The organism is Nocardiopsis metallicus (assembly GCF_014201115.1).
Classification (GTDB): Bacteria; Actinomycetota; Actinomycetes; order Streptosporangiales; family Streptosporangiaceae; genus Nocardiopsis; species Nocardiopsis metallicus.
This window is the reverse complement of sequence record NZ_JACHDO010000001.1, coordinates 2,323,302-2,348,021: the sequence shown is the minus strand read 5'-3', so window position 1 is coordinate 2,348,021 and position 24,720 is coordinate 2,323,302. Positions and strand designations below refer to the sequence as shown.

22 protein-coding genes are annotated in these 24,720 nt (G+C 70.6%); 15 read left to right on the top strand and 7 right to left on the bottom strand.

All coding sequences use genetic code 11. The annotated features are described in order from the left end of the window. Positions 1 to 24 precede the first annotated feature (24 nt). Together HNR07_RS10015 and HNR07_RS10010 are read right to left on the bottom strand one after the other, a co-directional pair. On the bottom strand, positions 25 to 837 hold the full coding sequence (locus HNR07_RS10015) for an SAM-dependent methyltransferase (protein WP_246420225.1): 813 nt from the start codon (positions 835 to 837) through the stop codon (positions 25 to 27). Positions 838 to 875: 38 nt separating this feature from the next. Beyond that, the gene (locus tag HNR07_RS10010) at positions 876 to 1,382 is read right to left on the bottom strand and encodes an SgcJ/EcaC family oxidoreductase (RefSeq protein WP_184364534.1); all 507 of its coding nucleotides are present in this window, start codon (positions 1,380 to 1,382) and stop codon (positions 876 to 878) included. 227 nt (positions 1,383 to 1,609) lie between these two features. Here HNR07_RS10010 and HNR07_RS10005 point away from each other — a divergent pair, with 227 nt between their 5' ends. The 5 genes from HNR07_RS10005 to HNR07_RS09985 all read left to right on the top strand — a co-directional run bounded on the left by HNR07_RS10005 (position 1,610) and on the right by HNR07_RS09985 (position 7,112). Next, positions 1,610 to 2,992, top strand: a complete 1,383-nt coding sequence (locus HNR07_RS10005) for an FAD-dependent oxidoreductase (RefSeq protein WP_184364533.1) — start codon at positions 1,610 to 1,612, stop codon at positions 2,990 to 2,992. Between the two features lie 77 nt (positions 2,993 to 3,069). After that, entirely contained in the window at positions 3,070 to 4,974 is a 1,905-nt protein-coding gene (locus HNR07_RS10000) for an FG-GAP repeat domain-containing protein (RefSeq protein ID WP_184364532.1), read from the top strand. Beyond that, positions 4,971 to 6,035, top strand: coding sequence for an enediyne biosynthesis protein UnbU (locus tag HNR07_RS09995; protein WP_246420223.1), 1,065 nt, complete (start codon positions 4,971 to 4,973; stop codon positions 6,033 to 6,035). Before HNR07_RS10000 ends, HNR07_RS09995 begins: the two co-directional genes overlap by 4 nt. After that, complete coding sequence (locus HNR07_RS09990; RefSeq protein WP_246420220.1) at positions 6,028 to 6,675, top strand: hypothetical protein; 648 nt, start codon at positions 6,028 to 6,030, stop codon at positions 6,673 to 6,675. Before HNR07_RS09995 ends, HNR07_RS09990 begins: the two co-directional genes overlap by 8 nt. Further along, positions 6,672 to 7,112, top strand: coding sequence for a hypothetical protein (locus HNR07_RS09985; RefSeq protein ID WP_184364531.1), 441 nt, complete (start codon positions 6,672 to 6,674; stop codon positions 7,110 to 7,112). Before HNR07_RS09990 ends, HNR07_RS09985 begins: the two co-directional genes overlap by 4 nt. A gap of 351 nt (positions 7,113 to 7,463) precedes the next feature. On the opposite strand, the gene HNR07_RS09980 is transcribed toward HNR07_RS09985, so the two are convergent. Further along, a complete protein-coding gene (locus HNR07_RS09980; protein WP_184364530.1) occupies positions 7,464 to 9,035 on the bottom strand; it encodes a hypothetical protein in 1,572 nt (523 codons plus the stop codon). A gap of 154 nt (positions 9,036 to 9,189) precedes the next feature. Here HNR07_RS09980 and HNR07_RS09975 point away from each other — a divergent pair, with 154 nt between their 5' ends. The 3 genes from HNR07_RS09975 to HNR07_RS09965 all read left to right on the top strand — a co-directional run bounded on the left by HNR07_RS09975 (position 9,190) and on the right by HNR07_RS09965 (position 13,147). Then, positions 9,190 to 10,578 (top strand): GH1 family beta-glucosidase, encoded by a 1,389-nt coding sequence (locus tag HNR07_RS09975; protein ID WP_184364529.1) that lies wholly within the window; start codon positions 9,190 to 9,192, stop codon positions 10,576 to 10,578. 195 nt (positions 10,579 to 10,773) lie between these two features. Next, positions 10,774 to 11,598, top strand: coding sequence for a peptidoglycan recognition protein family protein (locus tag HNR07_RS09970; protein ID WP_184364528.1), 825 nt, complete (start codon positions 10,774 to 10,776; stop codon positions 11,596 to 11,598). Positions 11,599 to 12,070: 472 nt separating this feature from the next. Continuing rightward, the gene (locus tag HNR07_RS09965; protein WP_184364527.1) at positions 12,071 to 13,147 is read left to right on the top strand and encodes a pirin family protein; all 1,077 of its coding nucleotides are present in this window, start codon (positions 12,071 to 12,073) and stop codon (positions 13,145 to 13,147) included. 33 nt (positions 13,148 to 13,180) lie between these two features. Here HNR07_RS09965 and HNR07_RS09960 read toward each other — a convergent pair whose 3' ends face one another. Next, the gene (locus tag HNR07_RS09960) at positions 13,181 to 14,995 is read right to left on the bottom strand and encodes a helix-hairpin-helix domain-containing protein (RefSeq protein WP_184364526.1); all 1,815 of its coding nucleotides are present in this window, start codon (positions 14,993 to 14,995) and stop codon (positions 13,181 to 13,183) included. 40 nt (positions 14,996 to 15,035) lie between these two features. Next, positions 15,036 to 15,665, bottom strand: coding sequence for a MarR family winged helix-turn-helix transcriptional regulator (locus HNR07_RS09955; protein ID WP_246420218.1), 630 nt, complete (start codon positions 15,663 to 15,665; stop codon positions 15,036 to 15,038). A gap of 91 nt (positions 15,666 to 15,756) precedes the next feature. Between HNR07_RS09955 and HNR07_RS09950 the strand changes: the two genes are divergently transcribed. Continuing rightward, the gene (locus tag HNR07_RS09950; RefSeq protein ID WP_184364525.1) at positions 15,757 to 18,027 is read left to right on the top strand and encodes an LLM class flavin-dependent oxidoreductase; all 2,271 of its coding nucleotides are present in this window, start codon (positions 15,757 to 15,759) and stop codon (positions 18,025 to 18,027) included. Between the two features lie 23 nt (positions 18,028 to 18,050). Here HNR07_RS09950 and HNR07_RS09945 read toward each other — a convergent pair whose 3' ends face one another. Beyond that, positions 18,051 to 19,004 carry an aldo/keto reductase gene (locus HNR07_RS09945; protein ID WP_184364524.1) on the bottom strand — a complete coding sequence of 318 codons (954 nt, stop codon included), beginning with the start codon at positions 19,002 to 19,004 and terminating at the stop codon, positions 18,051 to 18,053. A gap of 181 nt (positions 19,005 to 19,185) precedes the next feature. On the opposite strand from HNR07_RS09945, the gene HNR07_RS09940 reads away from it, so the two are divergent. From HNR07_RS09940 to HNR07_RS09915, 6 genes are all read left to right on the top strand, one after another. Continuing rightward, entirely contained in the window at positions 19,186 to 20,025 is an 840-nt protein-coding gene (locus HNR07_RS09940) for an undecaprenyl-diphosphate phosphatase (RefSeq protein WP_184364523.1), read from the top strand. Positions 20,026 to 20,128: 103 nt separating this feature from the next. Continuing rightward, complete coding sequence (locus HNR07_RS09935) at positions 20,129 to 20,938, top strand: MSMEG_4193 family putative phosphomutase (protein ID WP_184364521.1); 810 nt, start codon at positions 20,129 to 20,131, stop codon at positions 20,936 to 20,938. A gap of 157 nt (positions 20,939 to 21,095) precedes the next feature. Next, entirely contained in the window at positions 21,096 to 21,467 is a 372-nt protein-coding gene (locus HNR07_RS09930; protein WP_184364520.1) for a hypothetical protein, read from the top strand. Positions 21,468 to 21,505: 38 nt separating this feature from the next. Further along, entirely contained in the window at positions 21,506 to 22,087 is a 582-nt protein-coding gene (locus HNR07_RS09925) for a DUF3090 domain-containing protein (protein WP_017581205.1), read from the top strand. An 11-nt stretch (positions 22,088 to 22,098) separates the two neighbouring features. Next, positions 22,099 to 22,902, top strand: coding sequence for an SCO1664 family protein (locus HNR07_RS09920; RefSeq protein ID WP_376769913.1), 804 nt, complete (start codon positions 22,099 to 22,101; stop codon positions 22,900 to 22,902). Between the two features lie 101 nt (positions 22,903 to 23,003). Next, positions 23,004 to 23,807, top strand: a complete 804-nt coding sequence (locus HNR07_RS09915) for an HAD-IIA family hydrolase (protein ID WP_184364519.1) — start codon at positions 23,004 to 23,006, stop codon at positions 23,805 to 23,807. Positions 23,808 to 23,897: 90 nt separating this feature from the next. Here the strand turns inward: HNR07_RS09915 and HNR07_RS09910 are convergent, their stop codons facing one another. Beyond that, a complete protein-coding gene (locus HNR07_RS09910) occupies positions 23,898 to 24,281 on the bottom strand; it encodes an RNA polymerase-binding protein RbpA (RefSeq protein WP_017535724.1) in 384 nt (127 codons plus the stop codon). Positions 24,282 to 24,720 lie beyond the last annotated feature (439 nt).

The following is a 24,720-nucleotide window of genomic DNA, read 5'->3' as shown; positions in this document are numbered from 1 at the left end:
TCGTTGAAGGGGGCGGAGGAGGGGTCAGGAGACGCGACCGACCGCACTCAGGAAGCGCTTGGTGGACTCGCCCGCCCCCGCGTCCGGGCGCCAGAGCCCCGGGGCCACCAGCCCCGGGCTCAGCAGTTCGAATCCGTCGAACAGCGAGCCGATCTCTTCGGGGGTCCGGTAGACCATCGGGGCCGGGGAATTGCGGTAGGTCTCCGTCATGAGGCGTTGCTCCTGCTCCGGGGACTCTCCGGTGGACAGGTGTGACAGCGCGACGAACGACCCCGGGGCGAGCCGCGACCGAAACCGCTCGATGAGGCCGTGTGGGTCCTCTTCCGGCCTGATGAAGTGGAAGACCGCGATGAAGAGCAGCCCCACCGGCTGGGAAAAGTCGATCAGCTTCTGTGTCACCGGGCTGTCCATGATGGAATCCGGGTCCCGCAGGTCCGCGGTGAGAATCTTGGCCCTGCCCTCAGAACCCTCCAGGAGCCGCTCACCGTGGGCGGCCACGATCGGATCGTTGTCCACGTAGAGGACACGGGCCTTCGGGTCGACCGAATGTGCTGCCTGGTGGGTGTTGTCGACACTGGGCAGTCCCGCACCGACGTCGATGAACTGGCGGATACCGTGCTCGGCGGCCAGGTGGCGGACCACACGGACCAGGAAGTTCCGGTTCTCCCAGACCACCGAGCGGGTCAGGGTGGATCCCAGCTTCTCGATCACCTGGTCGGCCGCGGCCCGGTCGACGGGGAAGTTGTTGGTGCCGTGGAGGAAGTAGTCGTACATGCGGGCCGGGGACGGCCGTTCTGGGGAGAACACACCGTCCTCGGTCGGGCTGTTCATCGTCATCCTGTTTCCCTTCAGCTGATCGGTGTCGGCTCCGGGGCTCATCCCCGGATCGGGCTGCTCTGGTGGGACATCAGGCGCCAGCGCCCCGACCGGCGCACGATCACCCACACCGCCCGGATCTCCCGCTCGGGAGCCACGTCCTCCTCACCGTTGCGGACGATTCCGCCCTGGGTGACGACCAGGGCCGTGTCGGGGCCGAGGAATCGCATTGCGAGCGGCCAGCCCGACACGTGCGCGCCGCGCAGGGGGCCGGCGAAACCGGACGCCATGAACGCGCGGATCTCCTCCCGGTCCGCCAGCTCCTCGTCCTGGATGAGCAGGCTCCCGTCCGGAGTGAAGACGGAGGCGAAGAAGTCCGCGTCGTTCTCCAGCCACGCGCCCTGGATCAACTGCGGGACGGTCAGTACCTCCCGCTCCTCGTCGCTGGGAAAGTCGCGGAAGTACTTCGGGTCCTCCCGGACTCCTGCCTCGGCCAGGATCCGGGCGGACACCGCCTCCCCGTCTCCGGGAAGCTCCCGGTGCCGAGCCGTCGTTTCTCGGGGCATGGTTGTATTCCTCCTGAACCTCGGGCAGAAACCCGAATGTTGATGCGTGCTCATCGTCACTGCCCAGATGTTTGTATTACGTCTTCTCGATTGCCCCGCCCGGATAATTCCCGATCACATCGGTGACCGCAATTTCGAAGATGCGGGATCCGCTGACCGGGTGCGAGATTCGATTGAGCAGAGAAGCGGGGAATACCTGTTCTTCGTTAAAGAAACCTCCTGGGGGGATGGACAAGATGCACGGAACAAGGCAGGGGACCGCGGTGGTGCTCGGCGCGAGCATCGCCGGGCTCTTCGCCGCTCACGTTCTCGCCCGCTCCTATCCGCGGGTCGTCCTGGTGGACCGGGACGAGGTGATCGGAACGAACCTTCCCCGACGCGGGGTTCCCCAGGGGCACCACGTGCACGGACTCCTCGCGAGCGGCCAGCTCATGGCCGAGGACCTGATCCCCGGCCTCACCCAGGACATGCTCGACGCCGGCGTCCCCATGGGGGACCTCGGAGGACAGTTGCGCTGGTTCTTCAACGGGCGTCGGCTGGCGCCGACGCGTACCGGCCTGATGGTGGTCGGCGGTGACCGGGCCGTCCTGGAGAGCCATGTGCGCTCGCGGGTGGAGCGCCTGCCCAACACGGAGTTCCGTCAGGACACCGACATCGTGTCCCTGGAGCACGACGACGCGGGCGCCAGGATCACCGGGGTCCGCGTCCAGTCCAGAGGGGGCGGCCCCGAAGAGGTCCTGCCCGCGGACCTCGTCGTCGACGCCACGGGCCGGGGCTCACGCACCCCCGTGTGGCTGGAGTCGATGGGCTATGGACGGGTCCCCGTGGACAGCGTCAAGATCGGTCTGACCTACACCACCCGCCGGTTCCGGCTGCGCACCGACGCCTTCGGCACGGACGTGTCCGTCAACCCCGTCGCCACGCCCAAGCACCCCCGGGGCGCCTTCCTGACCACTTTGGGAGGTGACCTGTGCGGCGTGTCCTTGACCGGGGTGCTGGGCGAGACCCCGCCCGCGGACCTGTCGGGTTTCCTGGAGTACACCCGTTCCCTGCCCGTGCCGGATGTCCACGAGGCCATCAGGAACGCCGAACCCCTGGGAGAAGCTGTCACCTTCCGCTTCCCGGCCAGCGTCCGACGCAGGTACGAACGGTTGCGGCGCCTGCCCGCTGGACTGGCCGTGGTGGGCGACGCCCTGTGCACCTTCAATCCCGTCTACGGCCAGGGCATGACCATGGCGGCGGTCCAGGCGCGGGTCCTGGGGGAGCAGCTCGCCGGAGGAAACGCGTTCTCGCCCCGCTCCTATTTCCGGGCCGCCTCCCGCGCCTTGGAACCCGCCTGGTCGATCGCGGTCGGCGGGGACCTCGCCTTTCCCGAGGTGCCAGGGCGACGCACACCCCTGGTCCGGTTCGTCAACGCCTATTTGGACCGCCTGCGCTACGCGGCGCACCACGACCCGAGACTCGCCGAGGCCTTCTTGAGAGTGATCGGCCTGGTCGATCCCCCTGAGCGGCTCCTCACCCCCGGGGTCGCCCTACGCGTGATCCGAGGCGCCTACGGCAGCACCGGGGAACGCGCCCCGATCCGGACCGACACCTCAAGGGCCGGATGAACGAGACGGGAAGTGGCCCTGACCCGCTCTCCCCGAAACCGCCGCAAGCAGAACTCCTCCACTCCTATGGGAGAAGCATGGGCTCCATGTACCGCATAGCGACACTGGCGCTGGCACTCGCCCTCATGGGTGCGGTCGGTGTCATGACCATCCGCCCCTCACTGAGCGAGTCAGAACACACCGATCGGGCGGCACCCTTCGCCTTCGAGGCGCTCGACCTCAACTCAGAACCCGACGACGCCCGCTCCGAACGGGACGTGGCGCCCGACCTGGAACACTTCAGGGGATGGATCTCCGCCGTGGGCGCGGGCGGCACCCTTCTCGACCTGCGCGGTCTGGGCAAGTCCGCGGACGTCTGCCTGGTCGACCCCCGGGACGACAGCGTGACCCTGCGCAACGCCCCCGGAAGCGGTGAGGACGACTACCCGGTCGTGGAGCTGCTGCCCGAGGGCCTGCCCTACGACCACACCATGGCCCCCATGGGCTGTGTCCCCGCCGACCTGGACGAGGACGGCGACCTCGACATCATCGTCTACTACTGGGGCCGTTCCCCGGTCCTGTTCATGAACACCGCCGGGCCGGAGGCCGTGCCGGCCTCGGAGAACTTCACCGCGCACGAGCTGGTCGAACCGATGCAGGTCTGGAACACGACCTCGCTGAACGTCGCGGACGTGGACGGCTCCGGCAGCCTCGACATCCTGGTCGGCAACTACTTCCCCGACGGTGCGCGCGTCCTGGACCCCGACGCCCACGACGAGACGCGCATGCAGATGCAGCAGAGCATGGGCCTGGCCACCAACGCCGGACGCAACCGCCTCCTGCTCACCGAGCCGACCGGTGAGGCGGACACGCCTCCCGTTGTCTCCGACGCGAGCACGGCCATCCCGGAGCGGGCCACGACCGCCTGGACACTGGCGATCGGCTTCCAGGACCTGACCGGCACCGGGGTCCCCGACATCTACCTGGGCAACGACTTCGGCAACGACAGCCTCCTGGTCAACCACTCCACCCCGGGCGACGTCCGGCTGGAACTGCTGAAGGGCGACCGGGACATGGCTACACCCAAGTCACAGGTCATGGGAAACGGGTCCTTCAAGGGCATGGGCGTCGCCTTCACCTACGCGGACGGCGCCGAACTGCCGATGATCGTGGTCAGCAACATCACCAGCCCCTACGCACTGCACGAGAGCAACTTCGCCTTCGTCCCCGACGGCGAGGCCTCCGACCTCCTCGACGGAGCCGTCCCCTACAGCGAGAGCAGCGAACAGCTGGGGCTCGCGCGCAGCGGATGGTCCTGGGACGTCAAGGCGGGCGACTTCGACAACAGCGGCACCGACGAGCTGTTCCAGGCCACCGGCTTCCTCAAGGGGGAGACCACGCGCTGGCCGGAGCTCCAGGAGATCGCCATGGGCAACGACCAGTTGCTCCACCACCCCGGTGTGTGGCCCAACTTCGCTGAGGGCGACGACATTTCCGGACACGAGACCAACCCCTTCTGGGTCCGCGGCGACGACGGTTCCTACGCCGACCTCGCCGAAGCGGTGGGGATCGCCGAGTACGACGTCACACGGGCCTTCGCCTTCGGCGACGTCAACGGCAACGGACTGCTGGACGTGGTGGTCGCCAACCAGTGGGAGGACTCCCGGCTCCTGCTGAACAGGGCCCCCGACGCCGCGCCCGGCGTGGTGCTGCGCCTGGTCCGGCCGGGGGCCGCGGGCGGCGACGCCCTCACTCCGGCGATCGGAGCGTCCGTCCGCGTGGACGGTGAGGGGCACCCGCCGCAGACCAGGGAGCTCTTCCACGCCAACGGGCACGTGGGGGTCTCCGACTCCATCGTCCACCTGGCCGCCCCTTCGGGAGACCTGCCGATCACCGTCTCCTGGCGGGACGGCACGGGCGAACGGCACAGCACCGAGATGGTTGTGGAACCGGGTACTCACACGGTCCTCCTCGACGACGACGGAACGGCGGTAGTCCGATGACGGTGACCAGATCCGACAGCGGTGCGGCCCCGGGACCGGGGCCGAGTACCCACGAGGCCCCCGTGGTCCAACCCCCGCAGAGCGCCGCGCCACCCAAGGCGGACCACCGTCTGAAGGCGCTGCGCATGTTCGCCACCTCCATCACCGTGTTCACACTCCTCGGGCACCTGTTCCTCGGCTTCGAGCAGTCACCGATCACGCCCATCGCGGCGATCCTCTTCGGTTACGCGCTCGACCTCGTCCTGGAGACCCTGGACGCGCGGGCCGAGGGCCGCGAACCCGGCTACGTCGGCGGCATCGGGAAGATGGTCGACTACCTGCTGCCCACCCACATCGCAGGCCTGGCCTGTGCGCTGCTCCTGTGGGGCAACGCCTCGCTGTGGCCGTACCTGTTCGCGGTGGCCGTGGCGGTGAGTAGCAAGTACCTGTTCCGGTTGCCGGTCAGGGGCCGCAAGAAGCACTTCCTCAACCCCTCGAACTTCGGGATCGCGGTGACGCTGCTGATCTTCCCGTGGGTGGGGATCGCACCGCCCTACCACTTCACGAACAACACCTTCGGCACCGTGGACTGGCTGATTCCGCTGGGGATCCTCATGGCCGGGACCATGCTCAACGTCAACCTCACCAAACGCTGGCCGCTGATCCTCGCCTGGGTGGGCGGGTTCGCGCTCCAAGCCGTGCTGCGCTGGCTCTTCCTGGACCACATGCTCCTGGCGGCACTGATGCCGATGACCGGTGTCGCGTTCATCCTGTTCACGAACTACATGATCACGGACCCGGGGACCACGCCCTCCAAACCGCGCAACCAGATGGTGTTCGGCTTCACGACGGCGATGGTGTACGGGCTCCTGGTCAGCTTCAACATCGTCTTCGGTCTCTTCTTCGCGCTGGTTATCACCTGTGTGCTCCGCGGCCTCGTCTTGGTCGGCGCCCCCTTCGTGCCTGGAGCGGCGGCCACCGCACCGCCCCCGGTCACCACACCGCCCGGTTCCGGCCGAACGCCGGCCTCCGAGGAACCCTCCACCCCGAACACCCGCGAACCCAGGGAGTCCCATGAGTGACGATTCGCCCACGACCGCATCCGTGAAGGCCTCCGAATCCCCCGAGGCAACCGAAACCGACGCCCCCGCCCGGCGTCCGAACCTGGCGGACCGGTACCACCGGGGTATGGACGTGCTGAACGTCGACCGGCACCGGCTGTGCCTGCAGTTGTACCTGGTCATCGTGATCGCGCACTGGGCCGAGCACATCGCCCAGGCCGTTCAGATCTACGTGTTCGACTGGCCGCTGGCGGAGGCCCGGGGCGTCCTCGGCATCCCGTTCCCGTGGCTGGTCACCTCCGAGTGGATGCACTACGGATACGCCCTGATCATGCTCATCGGGCTCCTGCTCCTGCTGCCCGGGTTCACCGGCAGGGCCAGGACGTGGTGGACGGTCTCGCTCCTGATCCAGGTCTGGCACCACTTCGAGCACCTGATCCTGCTCGTCCAGGTCAGCAACGGGGTCCACCTCGGTGGCGGGGACGCCCCCAGCAGCCTGATCCAGCTGCTGATACCGCGGGTCGAACTGCACCTGTTCTACAACACGCTCGTGTTCGTCCCGATGGCCGTGGCGATGTACCTGCACTCGCGGCCGAACCCGGCGGAACGCGAGGCGATGCGGTGCTCGTGCGCCGGTGATCCGCCCCGGTCGGGCCGGTGAACAGCGGGCGGCGCCGGATCCCGGCGTTCAACGTGGTCCTGTTACTGATCGCCGCCCTCATCGTCTCCATGGGGGCCGCCAACGTCGAGCGGAGTCTGCGCGCGGCCCGCGCGGACGGGACCCCCGGTACCTTCAGCGCCACGATGCTGGACTGCGTCCAGCATCCGGGCCACGAGTCCTGCACCTGTTACGGAACCTACGCACCCGAGTCCGGCGGCCCCGAACGCGCGGACATCTACCTCTACGGCGGGAATCGGCAGACCTGCCGGGTGGGTGAGGAGACCGCCGCTGTGGACGTGGGCTCGGCGAACCGGGTGTACGGGCCGGAGGGCTCGAACGAGTGGGTCATGACCGCCGGACTGATCCTCTTCGGCCTGGGGCTGGGCGGCTGGACCATCCGATCGTGGTGGGTCGGCCGTTCCGGACCCGTGGGCTGAGCACGGCCGGGACACCGGCCCTGGAGGCCGACTGCGGCACACGCCCCCGGGGGGCGTGTGCCCGGGGGCGGGGGCCGCGGTCGGCGTGTTCGCGGGCGGGCGCCGCCCCGCCCGCCGATGCCCCGCCGGGAGTCGCAGCGTAGCCGTTTCAGATCCCGGCCCAGGTAACTGGGGTTGGTCACCTGTCGCACCTGGCCGTCGGGTCAGTGGCCACCGCCAGCGACGTGATGCCCGGGTCCACCCCGGCCACCGCCTCCGGGCGCCGCGGTGTACGCCTCTTCGGAGTCCTCGGATCACCGGTCCAGGCCAAGGGCGGCCTCCCCCCGGTGCGGTTGGCAGGAGGTCAGCTTCTCAGGGATTGAGCAGCTTGTGGACCTCGGCCAGGTCGCTCCGGGCGGCGGCCGCGTGCTCCTCGGCCTCGCTCCGGACCTTGCGCCAGTCCTGCACGGCCTGGTCGACCTGCTGGTCGAGCTTGCGGCTCTGGTTCCGGATCATGGCCTCGATGTCGTCGCGCTCCCGTTCGGCGGCGAAGAAGGTGAAACCGGCGGCCACCGCGGCGCCCAGGGTCAGGAACCACAGGACGCCGTTCATGGTCAGCAGGGACAGCAGGAAGAGCCCCGCCCCGACGGCCACGCATCCCCAGAAGGCGCTCCGCTCGCCCCGGTCGGGGGCGGAGCGGTCGCGCAGGCGCTGGCGGGAGCGCTCGACGTCCCGGCGGTCGGGGCCGGAGGCGGTGATGTTCACCTTCACCCCGTGGAAGTTCGCCTCCGCCTTCTCGGGGAGCGGCGCGCTGGCCCGCCTCATGAGGTCCTCGGCGGTCTCCAGGACGGCGGTGCGCTGGAGTACGAGCGAGAAGGTGCGGCGGTGCGGGGGTGCGCTCTCGCTGATCAGATCCCTGCGCAGGAGGGCGCCGACGCTGTCGACGGTGTCGGTCCAGGCGGGGAGGGCACCCTCCTGGCCGCTGTTCTCGATGACTGCGCGCAGCCGGTTGGCCTGGGCCAGCAGGGGAGCCTCCTCCTGGCTGCCCTCCTCCACGAGCAGGCGCAGGGTGTCCCGGAGGAAGTCGGAGCTGGCCTCGTCGGGGCTCAGCGTCTCCATCGGGGTGTCCTCACCGCCCAGGGCGGTGACCTTGGCGACCCGTTCGCGCAGGTGGGAGAGAGCGGCGGCGGCCTCCCGCTGGGGTGTGGCGTCGGTGCTGAGTTTGCCGGTGCCGAGCGAGGGCTTGCGACCGCCCGAACGGCCGGAGGCGGGGCCGGGGGAGGCGGACCACTCGTCGACCGGGGGGACCCGGACGCTCTCGGCGGACCACAGCCGCAGGGTGGACAGCAGCAGGTGTTCGCGGGCGTCGTCGCCGAAGGAGCCGTCGGCGGTCAGGATCCACAGCGCGCGCTGACCGCGGTTCAGCTGGACCCCGGGCTCGGGCAGATGGGGGAGCAGGTCCGCGGACACGCTCTCGCCCAGGGTGCGCGCGTACTCGGAGCGGGTGAGCGCGCAGGCCAGAGCGGCGAAGTAGCGGGCCCGCTCCAGGTCGATCCCGGCCGCCTCGTCGAAGCGCAGCCGGGCCTGGTTGAGGTCATCGCGCAGCAGGGCGTGCAGGCCGCGGGCGGCGGGCACCAGCCAGTACCCGTGCACGTCCTCCAGGTCCAGGGAGGGCAGGGCGGCACCGTCCAGCATCTGGAGGGTGCGGTGCCGGGCTATCGCGGCGTTGTCGAACATCGCCAGGGTGGCGCGTACGTCACTGAGTTCGATGAAGGCGTCCAGGGTGGCCGAGACCCGGTCCAGCCGCTGCTCCATTGTGCCCCGGATCCGGCCCAGTTCCGAGCGCATGCGGCTGCGGTCACGGGCCATCTGCGAGTATGCGCCGCTCAGGTCCTCCTGGAGTTCCCTGATGCGCACGTTCTGCGAGTAGTCGGTCCAACTCATGCCTGGTTACCCTTCCCTGCGCGCCCGGGGGTGGGACGGGGTGCCGGGGGACGCGCTGGGGATTGGGACGGTCACGGGGACGATCTGGTTCGGGGGGTTGCCTGTCCTGTGCTTTTCGACCATTCTGGGAGCGCTCCCAATCTGAAAGGTCCCCATGCAAGAGCCCCTACTGCCACCCGGCCTGCTGTTCGGCACCGCCACCGCCGCCTACCAGGTCGAGGGTGCGGCCACCGAGGGCGGCCGAGGGCCGTCGATCTGGGACACCTACTGCCGCACCCCCGGCCGCGTGGCCCGCGGCGAGAGCGGCGACGTGGCCTGCGACCACTACCACCGCTACGCCGAGGACGTCGCCCTGCTCGCCGACCTCGGCGTGGACCTGTACCGCTTCTCCGTCTCCTGGCCGCGCGTGCAGCCCGAGGGGAGGGGCAAGGTCAACCCCGAGGGCCTGGCCTTCTACGACCGCTTGGTCGACGCCCTCCTCGGCGCGGGGATCGAACCGGTCCTGACCCTCTACCACTGGGACCTGCCCCAGGCCCTGGAGGACGAGGGAGGCTGGCGGGTGCGCGAGACCGCGCACCGCTTCGGCGACTACACGCGGATCGTCGCCGACCGCCTCGGGGACCGGGTGAACCGCTGGATCACCTTGAACGAACCCTTCTGCTCCGCCTTCGTCGGGCATGCGGTCGGCCGCCACGCCCCCGGAACCCGCGAGGGCACCCCGGCCCTGGCCGCCGCCCACCACCTGCTGCTGGCACACGGCACGGCCGTCGAGGAACTGCGCGCCTGCGGGGCCGGAGAGGTCGGCATCACGCTCAACCCCGACCACCTGCTGCCTGCCACGAACTCCGAGGCCGACCGCGCCGCGGTGGAACGCGCCCGCACCCTGCACAACCGCACCTGGTTCGATCCGCTGTTCACCGGCGCCTACCCGGACAACGAGAAGGAGACCTGGGGCGGGCTGGCCGACGGTTCCTACCGGCGCGAGGGCGACCTGGAGACCATCGGCCGGCCCCTGGACTTCCTCGGCGTCAACTTCTACCGGCCGATCATGCTCCGGGACGCTCCGCACACCGAGCCTGACCCGGCCCTGCGCACGGCCGTGGACATCGGTGCCGAACAGGTCTCCTTCGACGGGGTCCGGCACACCACCATGGGCTGGCCAGTGGTCCCGCGGAGCTTCGAGGATCTGCTGGTGGACCTGGACCGCCGCTACCCGGGGCTGCCGCCGATCCTGATCACCGAGAACGGCTCGGCCGAACCGGACGAGCCCGACCCCGCCGGCCGGGTGCACGACCGGGACCGTGTCGACTACCTGCGCGACCACCTGTCCGCTCTGGCCGGCGCGATCGAAGCCGGAGTGGACGTGCGGGGCTACTTCGTGTGGTCGCTGCTGGACAACTTCGAGTGGGCCTACGGCTACGAGCGCAGGTTCGGCCTGGTCCGGGTGGACTACCGGACCCTGGAACGCCACCCCAAGGACAGCTACCACTGGTATCGGGACCACCTGAAAGTCCACCGGTCCCGCCGGGCCCAGGAGGGATGACCGGAACGGGAGGGCGGTTGATTCAGGCCTGGACCGACTCGCTACATCATTGTGTGGATTTTAGCCAGGATTCCTTTTTGTAATTCTCCGGCCGCATCCGGACAGAGAAAATAACGATTGGCCCCTTTGACGGTGGTGGAATCCGGGGTGATTCTGTCTACTGGCAAGTAACCATCCTGGTGATGAAGGACTTCCATGGCTGAAATCCCCCGTTTCGACCTGGACCGGAGAACTCTTCTGCGCGGCGCCGCCCTCACCTCGGGTGCGGCGCTGCTCGGGGGCTCCCTCGGTGCTTCGCCGGTCTCGGCGGCGACGGACCCCGGCACCGAAACCGGCGCCCAGGCCGCCCCCCAGCTGTACTGGCGGGGCGCCTGGAACGCCCGTCCGCCGAGTGGCGCCATCCAGGTGCTGCCGCATGCGCCGAGCTACGTCGTCGTCCACCACACCGCCACCGCCAACAGCACCAACTACACGCTCGACCACGCCCTCAACCTGTCCAAGTCGATCCAGAACCACCACATGGACAGCAACGGCTGGATCGACACCGGGCAGCAGCTCACCATCAGCCGCGGCGGCTACCTGATGGAGGGCCGGGACCACACCCCCGAATCCATCGCCGCAGGCCGCCACGTGGTCGGCGCGCACGTGGCCAATAACAACAGCACCTGTATCGGGATCGAGAACGAGGGCACCTACATGACCCAGGGCCCGACCCAGGCCCTGACCGACTCGCTGGTGGGCACCCTGGCCTGGCTGTGCGGGGCCTACCGGCTCAACCCCAGCGCCATTGTGGGGCACCGGGACTTCAACGCCACCGCCTGTCCGGGTGACGTGCTGTATGCGATGCTCCCCGAACTCCGCAACCGGGTCGCCCAGACCATGCTGTCCCACGGCATACCCGTCGCCGAAGCCGTCGCGCACGGCGAGGACGGGCCCACCTACCCGCCGGTTCCCGACGACGAGCCCGAGCGCGAGTTCTACCACGGCCCGGCCCGGGGGCCGGACGACATCAGCCGCTGAGAACTGGAGAGGACATCACCCCGCTCGGTGTTCTCTTTCCCCTGTTCACGGTGCCCGCCCCCTTCGGGGCGGGCACCCGCCCGGACCGATCGATTCAATGTTTGGCAAGCCCCTGGGTCAACATCCGGAGAACCAGGGCATAACTCATCCAGTGTCGGATTAACTCATCCAGGGTCGGATTGCAGGGAGTCGTGTGATGTATTCTCGGCTCTCCGTTCCTCGTTCCTCAGGAGGGAACTCAGGGCAGAACCGGGCCATGTCCACGAGGTGAGCTCTGTCGGAACCCTTTTCGGGGACCGGGCCGTGGGGCATGTGCGGGGGCGTGCCCTCGCTGTGGGGGTGCGCCTGGGTACGGTGGTTCCTCCGGGGCGGCCCGAGCATGTATCCCAGGTTTCGAGGACATGGTGGAGCCGCGCTCGCCGTGGGAGGTGCTCCTCCGTGTTCACGCCCCAGGGACGGAAGGGAGCGCGCGATGACCAACCCAGAGGCCGATCCGGACACCCATGTGTGCGTGGATGGCGGACTTCCCGGTCCGCGAGCCGAGTGCGCGGACGGGGTTCCGGTCGAGATCATCACCGCTCGGGCAGTCCCCCTGGGCGGGCCGTGCGCGATGAACGTGCGCCGCACCCTGCCACAGCGGCAGCGTTCGCTGATCGGCGCGTGGTGCTTCGTCGACCACTACGGACCCGACGACGTGGCGGCCACCGGCGGCATGGACGTGGCACCGCATCCGCACACGGGGCTGCAGACGGTGAGTTGGCTGTTCGAAGGGGCCATCGCCCACATCGACTCCGGGGGCAACAGCGCGGACGTCCTGCCCGGCGAGATGAACCTCATGACGGCCGGTGCGGGCATCTGCCACTCCGAGACCTCCTCCGCGGACACCGGCCGACTCCACGGTGTACAGCTCTGGGTCGCTCTGCCGGAGGAGGCCCGGCACAGCCCGGAGCGCGGGTTCGAGCACTTCGTTCCCGAACCCGTCGGGTTCGCGGGCGGCTCCGCGCTGGTCTTCCTCGGTTCGCTGCTGGGTTCGCGGTCGCCGGTGAGCATGTACACGCCGCTGGTGGGGGCCGAGCTCAGGCTCGATCCCGGCGCCGAACTCGCCCTCCCGGTCGATCCCGGATTCGAACACGGCCTCCTGGTGGACACCGGCGGGAGTGTCGCGCTCGAGGGCGTACCTGTGCCCGAGGATGCCATGGGATACACGGGTGTCGGGGCCCGGACGCTGCGGATCACGAACGAAGGCGTCGAACCGGCCAGGCTCGTTCTCCTGGGCGGCGCCCCCTTCGGTGAGGAGGTCGTCATGTGGTGGAACTTCCTGGCCCGCTCCACGGAGGAGATCAGCCGCTACCGCGAGGAGTGGCAGCGGCACGGCGAACGGTTCGGGCGGGTCGAAGGCTACGTGGGACACGGCGGACCGGGCAGGAACCGTGAAGGGATGGCGAGGATCCCCGCCCCGGAACTGCCACGGGTCCGGATGCGGCCGAGGAAGAACCCGCCACCACTCGCGCGGGGACAGATCCGGGATGAGCCGACCACCCGTGGCTGAAGCCCGTCTCCTTGCGGCCGGGCACGCCGGGGGTCAGCCCTCGCGGAGGACGAGGGCCAGCCGGGTGGTGCGGTCCGGGGCGAGGGTCTCGCGTACCCCGGTCTCCAGAGCGCCCTCGGTGGCATCGACCACGGAGACGTGGCGGGTGGTTCTGGTCAGGGCCGTGTAAACCTGGGGGCGGGACACCGGGACCCGGGGCGGGAAGACCGCCACCACGGCGGGCCAGCGGCTGCCGTGGGCCACGGCCACGCTGACCGCCCAGCCGGGGCGCAGCGCGGACGGATCGGTGACGGTCACCCGGGCGCCGCCGGTCAGTTCGATCACCGCCCCCTCGGACACCTCGCGCAGGTAACCGGTGTCGCCCGGGCCGTAGCCGGTGCCCTCGGCGCTCAGGACCACGCGGTCGCCCACGTCGAAACCGCCGTGCGCACCGGGGCCGGGGTTGAGCTTCTCCTTGCAGGCGGTGTTGAGCGAGCGGGCCCCGGCCGGGCCGTCCTCGCGGGCGGTGACGATCTGCACCTGGTCGGCGTCGATCCCCAGCGCTCGGGGGATGGAGTCGGTGACCAGTTGCACCACGCGGTGCGCTGCCTCCTCGGCGGAGGCAGCCGGGACCTGGACGACCTCGCGGCCCGGCGCCTCGACCTGCGGCCAACCGCCCTCGGCGACCGCACCGGCCAGCACGGAAACAGGGGAGGGGGCGGCATCATCGGCCAGGGCCGCCACGTGCGCGGTGCGGGAGGTGGCCACGTCCGCCACGACACGGCCCGGGGTCGCCGACGGGGCCTGGTCCGGATCGGCCAGCAGGACCAGGTGGGCGTCGTCGGCGCAGGAGGACACCAGGTCGGCCGTGCGGGCCACACCCAGGGACATCGACTCGCACAGCACCACGATCCCCGCCGGAGCTGGCTCAGCGGCCAGGAAAGCGGGCAGGGAGACTGCGCGCAGCGGGGAGTGGCGTGCGTCCGGCTCGGCCCCGCCCGCTGACTCCGTCTCACCCGCTTCGCTCTCCTGGCCGGCGCCCCCGCCCGAACCCAGCAGTCGGTCCAGGTCGGCGTTGACGGCGGCGGCCGTCTGCGCGGTGGGGGCGACCACCGCGATGCCCACCTGGCTCTCCGTGGCGATCGCGGCCAGGCACAGCAGCGCTCGGGCGGTCTCGGTCTGGTCGCCGGGGCCGTGGTGCACCACCGTGACCGGGCGCATGGTCGCGGTGAGCAGCGCCTCCCGGGTGGTTTCGGAGATCTCGAAGCCGCCCCCGGAGGTGGCGGCCTCCAAGGTCTCGGCGGCGGTCACCGGGTCCATGATCGGTTCGCTGCCGCCCATCAGCCGGAGCAGCTGTTCGCCCAGGCGCTGTTCGGCGTGGCCGACATCATGGGGGGCGTAGAAGCGTTCGGGGTCGGGCAGGTCCGGTACCTCGGGGGCGCCGCCCTCCTCGAAGTCGAAGTCGTCGTCGGGTTCGTCCGTGCTCTCGAACAGCGCCACCTCCTCGGCGGCGACCGCGGCCTCGATCGCCGCTCCTGGGTCGTTGACCCCGAGCTGGCCGACCACCGTGGCCAGCCGTTTCTCCTCGATCGCGGTGTGCCCGCGGCGGGCGGCGGTGCGCATGGCGTGCCCGACCATCGAACCCAGGCGGCGGGGGTCGTCGGGGCGCGCGGCATCGCCCAGGTGTTTGCGGGCGCAGTAGTCGGCCTGATCCATGGTCACGCCCGGCAGGCGCAGCAGCAGCCAGGGATTGGCGTCCAGTTCGGCAGCGGGTTGGGGGCCCAGCGCGGACACCAGACGCGGCGCGAGGGCGCGCGGGGCGCCCATCCGGTCAAGGACGGCACTGACCTTCTCGACAGCCTCGGACACCGGTTCCCCTCGTCAGGTGGTACGTGCACTCGCTGGGAGCCTATCGACTCCCGGTGACATCCCGACCGTTGTCCACAGGCCCGCTTCCCCGGGGCCCGCGTGGCTGCCCGGCTGCCCGGTGCGGCCGTGCGCCGCTCTTGCCGCTCACCTGGATGACGGCGGCGCAGGGGTCGGTGTCGGGGGAGGACTCCTGGACGGCGGTGGCGGCCCGTGCCGCGGCGGCGTGGAAGAGGGCTCGGGTGGCCGGGTCCAAACCGCCCAGAACGCGCTCCTCGATGTGCTCGACCAGGGTGTTCGCCCTGGCCAGGACCTCGTTGCCGTGCTCGGTGGGGCAGACCCTGCGCACCCGCCGGTCGCCCGGGTCGGGTCGGCGCCGGACCAGGTCGGCCGACTCCAGGTCGTCGATCAGGTAGGTCATCACGCTGCGGTCGATGAGCAGCCGCTCGGCCAGCGCCGCCTGGGTGGGCGCGTCCCCTCTGGCGGCCGCCGCGAGCACGTGGTAGCCGCGGCTGCCGTGCGGGAGGTCGGCCAGGGCCGCCTCGGTGTGCTCGTGCCAGCGGCGGAGCAGTACGGCCAGGGACCAGCCCAGGTTGCTGTCCCCGGTGCCGCCCCCGCCGCCCCTGCCGAGGGTTTCGCCCGGCCCCGGCCGCTCCGGCGTGGTGGGTGTCATGGCCCGAGATTAGCAGGAATAGGTGTTCAGCAAGATAAGTTGTGCAGAACATCATTTGTCTCACAAACGACCTACTCCGGGAGAGCCAGCCATGCCCGACTACGGACACCCCCTGGAGTTCGGCACCTTCCTCACACCGAGCGCCCAGCACCCCGACCGAGTGGTCGGGCTCGCCGAACTCACCGAGGCCGCCGGACTGGACCTGGCCACCTTCCAGGACCACCCCTACAACCCCGACTTCCTCGACACGTGGACCCTGCTGAGCTGGGTCGCCTCCCGCACCGAGCGCCTACGCGTCTCGGGCAACGTGATCAACCTGCCGCTGCGCCCGCCCGCGGTCCTGGCCCGCGCCGCCGCCAGCCTCGACCGACTCTCCAAGGGCCGCTTCGAACTCGGGCTCGGCGCCGGGGGCTTCTGGGACGCCATCAACGCCATGGGCGGCGGCCGCCGCACCCCCGGAGAGTCCGTGACCGCCCTCTCCGAGGCCATCGACGTCATCCGAGCCGCCTGGGACACCGACGCCCGCGGCGGGGTGCGCCTCCAGGGTGAGCACTACTCCGTGAACGGCATGAAACGCGGCCCCGAACCCGCCCACGACATCGGCATCTGGCTGGGCGCCTACAAGCCCCGCATGCTCCGCCTGACCGGCGCCAAGGCCGACGGCTGGCTGCCCAGCCTGGGCTACGCCAAGGCCGAGGACCTGCCCGAGCTCAACGGCATCATCGACGACTCCGCGCTGGAGCACGGCCGCGACCCCCGGCAGATCCGCCGCCTGGTCAACCTCATGGGCGCGTCCTTCTCCCCGGCCGGCGGCGGTTTCCTCCAGGGCCCGCCCGAGCAGTGGGTCGAACAGCTGCTGCCGCTGACCCTGGAACACGGGATCGGTACGTTCATCCTGCCCACCGACGACCCCCGCACCATCCAGACCTTCGGCCAGGAGGTCGCCCCGGCCCTGCGGGAGGCCGTCGAACGCGAACGCGCCAGCTCGGGCACCCCGACCGGGCCGGTCCGCCCCGCCGCCGCCCTGGCCGCTCGCCGCCCTGGCATCGACTACGACGCCGTCCCCCAAGCCCTGCGCGAGGGCGTGGTCGAACCCGGCGACAAGGGCTACGCCAAGGTCCGGCACGGCTACATGCAGCAGGGCCGCCCCGGCCTGGTCCTGCGCCCCGCCGCCCCCGACCAGGTCGCCGAGGCCCTCGCCTACGCCCTCGGGCAGGACGCGCCGCTCAACGTGCGCAGCGGCGGTCACGGCATCAGCGGCCGCTCCACCAACGACGGCGGGATCGTCCTCGACCTCGGCCGGATGAACGGGATCGAGGTCCTGGACGCCCGGACCGGCCTCGTCCGCCTCGGCGCGGGCGCCCGCTGGGGTGACGTCGGCGCCGCCCTGCACCAGCACGGCCTGGCGATCAGCTCGGGCGACCACGGGGGAGTGGGCGTGGGCGGGATCGCCACCACCGGCGGCCTGGGCTACATGTCGCGAGCCCACGGGCTGGCCATCGACCGTCTGACCGCGGTCGAACTGGTCACCGCCGACGGCGCCGTGCGGCGCGTCGACGCCGAGAACGACCCCGACCTGTTCTGGGCGGTGCGCGGCGCGGGAGCCAACTTCGGCGTGGTCACCTCGGTGGAGGCCACGGCCTCCCCGGTGGGCGACATCGTCCTGGGCCGGTTCGTCTACGACGCCTCCGACACCGAGGCCTTCCTCCAGGCCTGGGGGAGCACCGCCGAGGCCGCCCCGCGGGAGGTCACCGCGTTCCTGACCACGGGACCCGGCCGCGGCGGCCAGGGGCCCGTCGCCCAGGCGATGGTGGTCTACGCGGGCGACGACACCGACGCCGCGGTCCAGGCCCTGGAGCCCTTCCTCCAGGTGGGGCCGGTTCTGGACCAGCGCGCCCAGGTCGCCCCCTACCCGGCGATCCTGGTCGGTCACGACGGTCCGCACGGCGGGAACCCGACCCCGGCCGCGCGTTCGGCGCTGCTGGAGCACATCGATCCGGCCTCCGCCAAGGCCATGGCCCGGATGCTCGCCACCGGTGACGCGTACTTCATGCAGCTGCGCCAGGTGGGCGGAACGGTCAACGACGTCGCCGCCGACGCCACCGCCTACGCCCACCGTTCGGCCAACTTCTCCCTGGCCGCCATGGGCAGCCGAGCCGCTCTCCTGGACCGCCGCTGGGCGGAGCTGGGCGACGCGGCGCGGGGGCTCTACCTGAGCTTCGACACCCGCACCGGACCCGAGGTCCTGGCCCAGGCCTTCCCCGAACCCGCGTTGGGTCGCCTGCGCGAGCTCAAGGCCAAGTACGACCCGGACCACGTCTTCGACCAGAACTTCCCGATCGACCCCGCGGCCGGAGCCTGACGGTCAGCTCCCGGGTCCGACGCTCAGCGCTCGGGGCCGGCCGTGGCGTCGTCCAGGGCGTCCCGGATCTTGGGCGGAAGCTCCACACTCTCCACGGACAGGATCTCCTCCAGCTGGGAGAGCGTGCGCGGCCCCACCACGGCGGCCGCCACGCCCTCCTGGTCCCGGGCCCAGCTCAGCGCGACCGCCAGCGGTGACACGCCCAGTCCCTCCGCCGCCGTGCACACCGACTCCACCACCCGGCGGCTGCGCTCGTCCAGGTAGGGCTCCACGTAGGGCGCCATGTGCGCGAAGGCGGCGCGGGAGTCCGCCGGTACCCCGTTGCGGTACTTGGCGCTGAGCACGCCCCGACCCAGCGGCGACCAGGCGATCACGTGCGCGTCGTTGGCCGCCGCGGCGGGCCGCAGCGCGTGGTCGGCGCCCCGGTTGAGCAGCGAGTACTCACTGCCCGCGCTCACCAGCGGTACCCGCCCGGGCTGGGCGCGCTGCCAGGTCGCCAACGTGGCGAACTGCCAGGCCTTGAGGTCCCCGGTCCCCACGTAGCGGGCCTTGCCCGAGCCGATCGCCGCCTCCATCGCGGACAGCACCTCCTCCGGCGGTGTGTGCGGGTCGTACGCGTGCAGCTGCCACAGGTCCACGTAGTCCGTCTGCAGGCGCCGCAGGGACGCGTCCAGCGAGGCCAGCAGGTGGCGCCGGGACCCGTCCACCGGCCGGTAGCCCTCGGGGGTGTGCCCGCTCTTGGTGCCCACCACCACGTCCTCGCGGCGCACCGTCCCGCGCAGCAGCCGCCCCAGGATCCGCTCGCTCTGTCCGCCCGTGTAGATGTCCGCGGTGTCCACGAAAGTGCCGCCGGCGTCCACGAACGCGGTGAGCTGCTGTCCGGCCTCCTCCTCGGAGGTGTCGTTTCCCCAGCTCATCGTGCCGAGGGCGGTACGAGACACCCAGAGCCCTGATCTGCCCACCTGTCGCTGTTCCATGCCGCGGAGATTACCGTGTTCACCGGAAACAGGCCTGGGGTACATCTTCGCCGCGTACAGTCATTGCAGTCCGGACCTGGGCCGACACGCGGTATTCGTCACGCGGGCCTTTCCGTGACCTCACCCCGAATGGTCCATGTCCGTGCCCCTGGCGCGGACCCGTCACGAAAGCCCGTACCGAGTGTCCATCTTCGAGGCGGTCGTTCTCGGCCTCATCCAAGGGCTCACCGAGTTCCTGCCGGTATCCTCCAGCGCCCACCTGCGCGTCTTCGCGGCCTTCTTCGGCTGGCGCGACCCGGGAGCGGCCTTCACCGCCGTCACCCAGATCGGCACCGAACTCGCGGTGGTGATCTACTTCCGCAAACGGATCTGGGCGATCGTCTCCCTGTGGTGCCGTTCCCTCGTGGACCGGGACCTGCGCGGCGACATCAACGCCCGCCTGGGCTGGTACATCATCCTGGCCACCATCCCCATCGGTGTCCTGGGCCTGCTCTTCGAGGACCAGATCGACGGAGCCTTCCGCGACCTGCGGCTCATCGCCATGACGCTCATCGTCTTCGGCATCATCCTCGGCGTGGTCGACTACCTCGCCCGTAAGGAGAGGGAGATCGAGGACCTCACCCTCAGCCGGGGCATGACCTTCGGTCTCTTCCAGACCCTCGCGCTGATCCCCGGCGTCTCCCGCTCGGGCGCCACCATCACCGGTGGCCGCCTGCTCGGTTTCTCCCGACCGGCCGCGGCCGAGTTCGCGTTCCTGCTGGCCATGCCCGCGGTCTTCGCCTCCGGCCTGTACAAGATGCTCGACATCGGCGGCAACGAGTACGCGGGCTGGGGCGCCACCGTCGTCGGCACCCTGGTCGCCTTCGTGGTCGGCTACGTCGTCATCGCCTGGCTGATGAAGTTCATCACCACGCACAGCTTCATGCCGTTCGTGTACTACCGCATCGCCCTGGGCGTCCTCATCATCGTGCTGGTCTCCACCGGCGTCCTCGCCCCGGAGGGCGGAGCCGGGATCGGATAGCCGCACCGACCCGCCTCCCCGCACTCCCTTCCCTGTCCCTCCCCTCCCCGAGTCCGTTCCGAGGCGGCCCGCCTCCACCTCGGCGGCGGCCTACCCTGGTGTCATGGCGACACCTGCTGACATCCCCGCTGACGCTGACGCCCCGGTCGAGTCCCCGGCTGACCCCCCGTCCCCGCCCGAGGCCGTCACGCTCCTGCTGGTCCGGCACGGCATGACCGACGCCACCGGGCCCCGACTGGCCGGTCGCGCGCCCAACGTGCACCTCAACGACAACGGCCGGGGCCAGGCCGCCGACCTGGCCAGCCGGTTGGAGGGCATCGTCCCCGCCGCGCTCGTGTCCAGCCCGCTCGAACGCTGCCAGGAAACCGCCGAGGCGATCTCCGAACGGCTCGGCACGCCCGTGACCACCGACGAACGCTTCGTCGAGTGCGACTACGGTAGCTGGACCGGGCGCTCCCTCACCGACCTCGCCGCCGAACCCCTGTGGCGGGTCGTCCAGGACCACCCCAGCGCCGCCCGGTTCCCCGGCGGCGAGGCACTGGCCGCCACCTCGGCCCGGGCCGTGGAGGCGGTACGGGACTGGAACGGGCGGCTCCTCCAACAGGCCTCCGCCGGCGACCCCCCGCCGCTGTACGTGGTGTGCAGCCACGGAGACGTGATCAAGGCGATCATCGCCGACGCCCTGGGCCTGCACCTGGACCTCTTCCAGCGCCTGCGCGTGGACCCCTGTTCGGTCACCTCCATCACCTACACGCGGACCCGGCCCTTCCTGAACAAGCTCAACGACACCGGCGAGCCCCTCTCCGGTGCCCTGCCCACCGCGGCCGAGGCCAAGGGCGACGCGGCGGTCGGCGGCGGCGCGGGCCAGGGGGACCGAACCGAACGGGCACCGGGTACATCCCACCTTCCGTAACCCGCAGAGCCCCTGCCCGCACCCCATCATCCTTTTTGGCGGGAAAAGCCCCAGTGTCCCCCGCCCATCCGGTTCCGAGTCTGTCCCGCACCAACGCTTCGCCCCCGTCCCCGTGCCCCAGAGCCCGTTCGAAGGCCGACCGAGCGGACGCCGTCGGGTGCCGCGCGGACTCGTCGTGGTCCTGCCCGCGGGCGCCGGGGGCTGGCGTCGGCTGACCGCGAAGGCGGCCTGTCACGACGTGGAGGAACCGCAGCGCAGGGTCGCCATCGTGCTGGGGGAGGAGCTCCTGTCCGCTCCGGCCGTGAACCCCGACGCGGTCTGCGGGGTGTGGGCCAACGGGGACACCACCAGCATCGCCGGGCCCGCCGGGAGCTTCGACCCGCAGGGCACGCGCGGGACGGCGGGCCGGACCCTGCTGGGCGAGCTGCACCTGCCGGTCGAGGCGGTCGAGTCGAGGCGGTCGAGATCTCCCGAACCCGGGCGCTCCCGCACCCCGTGCGCGCCGGTGCGGGTACCGCGGCGCGGGTGAATCGCACCGTGTCACCCACATCCCTTAAGGTTCTAGGCATGCCCGTTTTTCAGTTCAATCCGCCGGAGCGGTTCGTCGCCGGAACCGTGGGCCAGCCTGGGGACCGTACCTTCTTCCTCCAGGCCGTCGGCGAGGGCCGCATCACCAGTGTCGTACTGGAGAAGGCCCAGGTGGAGGCTCTGGCCGCCCGTATCGAGGAGTTGCTGGAAGAGGTGCACCGCCGTTTCGGGGCGCCGCCGGACGACGTGGCCCCGCCCGAGGACGACGGGCCTCTGGAACAGCCCATCGAACAGGACTTCCGTGTGGGCACCCTGGCCCTGGCGTGGGACGCCGAGGCGGCTCGCGTGATCATCGAGGCCCAGGAGATCGACGAGACCGCCACCGAGGAACTGGTCGAGGACGACGAGGAGGAGCTGGAGGTCTTCGCCGAGGAGGCCCCCGCCCACCGCGACGTCCTGCGCGTCTACCTCACCCCCGGTGAGGCGCGCGCCTTCGCGGGGCGCGCCCTGAAGGTCGTCTCCGCGGGCCGCCCCGACTGTCCGCTGTGCGGCCGCCCGCTCGACCCGAACGGCCACATCTGCGCGCGTCAGAACGGCTACCGCCCGGACCGTCTCGTTTGAGGCCCCTTCCCGTGGACGAAGACACCACCAGCCACCCGGGCCCGACCGCCGCGGACCCGCTGCCGTCGGGCACCACGGGCGCCTTCGGCGGGCTCACCCCCGCGGAGGGCCTGGACCTGCTGCGCCGGGGCGAGATCACCGTGGAGGGCCGCTTGACCGCGGCCTCCAACGCCACCCTGTACTGCACGGTCTCCGACGGCGTCCGCTCGGCCGTGTGCGTGTACAAGCCGGTGGCGGGGGAGCGGCCCCTGTGGGACTTCCCCGACGGAACCCTGGCCGGGCGCGAGGTGTCGGCCTACGCCGTCTCCGAGGCGCTGGGCTGGTCCGTGGTACCGCCCACGGTCCACCGCGACGGCCCCTACGGCGAGGGCATGGTCCAGCTGTGGGTGCACGGCGACACCACGGTGGACCTGGTGGCCCTCTCCCGGGAGACCGAGCACCGGGGGCTGCGCCGGATGGCGGTCCTGGACGCGGTCATCAACAACTCCGACCGCAAGATCGGCCACCTGCTCCCCACCCCCGAGGGGCACCTGTACGGCTGCGACCACGGGGTGTCCTTCGCCGAGGACTACAAACTGCGCACGGTCCTGTGGCAGTGGCAGGGCCAGCCCCTCACCGAGGAGGCCCTGACCGCGCTGACCGAGGTACGCACGCGCCTGCGCCGGCCCGAGGACCCGCTCTCCGCGGAACTGACCGCCCACCTGACCGGCCCCGAGGTCTACGCGGTGCGGGCCCGGGTGGATCTGCTCATCCACCACGGCATCCACCCCTACCCGGCCCCCGACTGGCCCTCCGTCCCCTGGCCTCCGGTGTAGACCCCCTGACGGCCGCACCTGGCAGGTGTGAGCAGCGTCAACCCCGCAACACGCGGCTACCGGCTGGTAGGAATAGCGCCCGTGTCCCGAATACCTGCACAATGGGGCATGTGAGCAACGAGTGGAACTACCTTTTCGACATGGACGGCGTGCTCGTACGCGAGGAGCACCTGATCCCCGGAGCGGACACGCTCATCGCGGAGCTGCGCGAGCAGGGGACCCCGTTCATGGTGTTGACGAACAACTCCATCTACACCCCGCGTGACCTGCGAGCGCGGCTGCTCAACACGGGACTGGACATCCCCGAGGAGGCGATCTGGACCTCCGCGCTGGCCACCGCCCAGTTCCTCCAGACCCAGCGCCCCGGCGGCTCGGCCTACGTGGTGGGTGAGTCGGGCCTGACCACCGCCCTGCACAACGTGGGCTACGTGATGACCGAGCGCAATCCGGACTACGTGGTGCTGGGGGAGACCCGCACCTACAGCTTCGAGGCCATCACCCGCGCGATCCGGCTGGTGCGCAACGGTGCCCGGTTCATCGCCACCAACCCCGACGAGACCGGGCCCAGCGCCGAGGGACCGCTGCCCGCGACCGGTGCCGTCGCCGCGCTGATCGAGAAGGCCACCGGCCGCCGCCCCTACTTCGTGGGCAAGCCGAACCCGCTCATGATGCGCTCGGCGCTGCGCCGGATCGGCGCCCACTCGGAGAACACCATCATGGTCGGCGACCGGATGGACACCGACGTGCTCAGCGGCCTGGAGGCCGGTCTGCAGACCCTGCTCGTACTGTCGGGGATCTCCGATCGCCACACCGCCGAGCAGTTCCCCTACCGGCCCACCCGGGTCATCGAGTCGGTCAAGGAACTGGTGGGCAACACCCAGAACCCCTTCGGTGACCAGGACTGAACAGGGCTTGCCCAGGTCCGTCGGGCATGACGACGGGGGCGGTGGACCATGTCCACCGCCCCCGTATCCGTCGTCGGCCGGGTGCCTGAGTCAGGCGCTCTGCCGTTGCTTGGCGATCTCCTCGACCTTCGCCGCCTCCTCGCGGCGGCGGGCGCGGAGCAGCTCCAGCCGTTCGGCCAGGACCTCCTCGAGGTCCTCCATGCTTCGGCGTTCCAGCAGCATGTCCCAGTGGGTGCGCACCGGTTTGGTGTTCTTGGGCTCCTCGCCGCCGCCGTCACGGCGCAGCGCCCGGTCGCCGCAGAATCGGCATTCCCATTCTGCGGGGATCTCGGCCTCGGTCGCGAAGGTGACCGAGAAGCGGTGCCCCCGGGTGCAGTCGTAGGTGACTTCCTGCCGGGGAGCCAGGTCGGTGTTGCGGTCGTTTTCGTAGCTCGTCGCCCCGAGCCGTGTGCCGCGAAGTGCTCGCTCGGCCATCGTGTGGGTGCCTCCAGGCGCTTGTGCGGTCTCGCGGGGTGTAACGCGTCGGTCCACGTCAAGATTCCCCGCTGACCTGAGGTCGAACCACTCCGGCGGGCGCGGGACCCCGGCTGTCCCACGAGAGCCTGCATCACCGAGCCCCCCGGTGCTTGTGACCTGCACCACTCTAGGGGGCCGTCCCCGAAAGTCCCGGCATCGCCCCCGACACACCGGTCCCACGCTGCCTCTCGCGCCTTCGAGGGGATTTTCGGGTTGCGCGACTTTTCTGCGTCGGTGCAGTTCACGATATGAATCCGAGGATTCGGACAAAGTCCTTCACCGCCATTGCGGCTGCTCCTGGCCTTGGTCGGTGCGGCGCCGGATCGCCTGTCCCCGAGGTCCTGCGGTGCAGTCTCGGCGAAGAATCGATTGTTCATTGTTCGGACATGGGCGACAG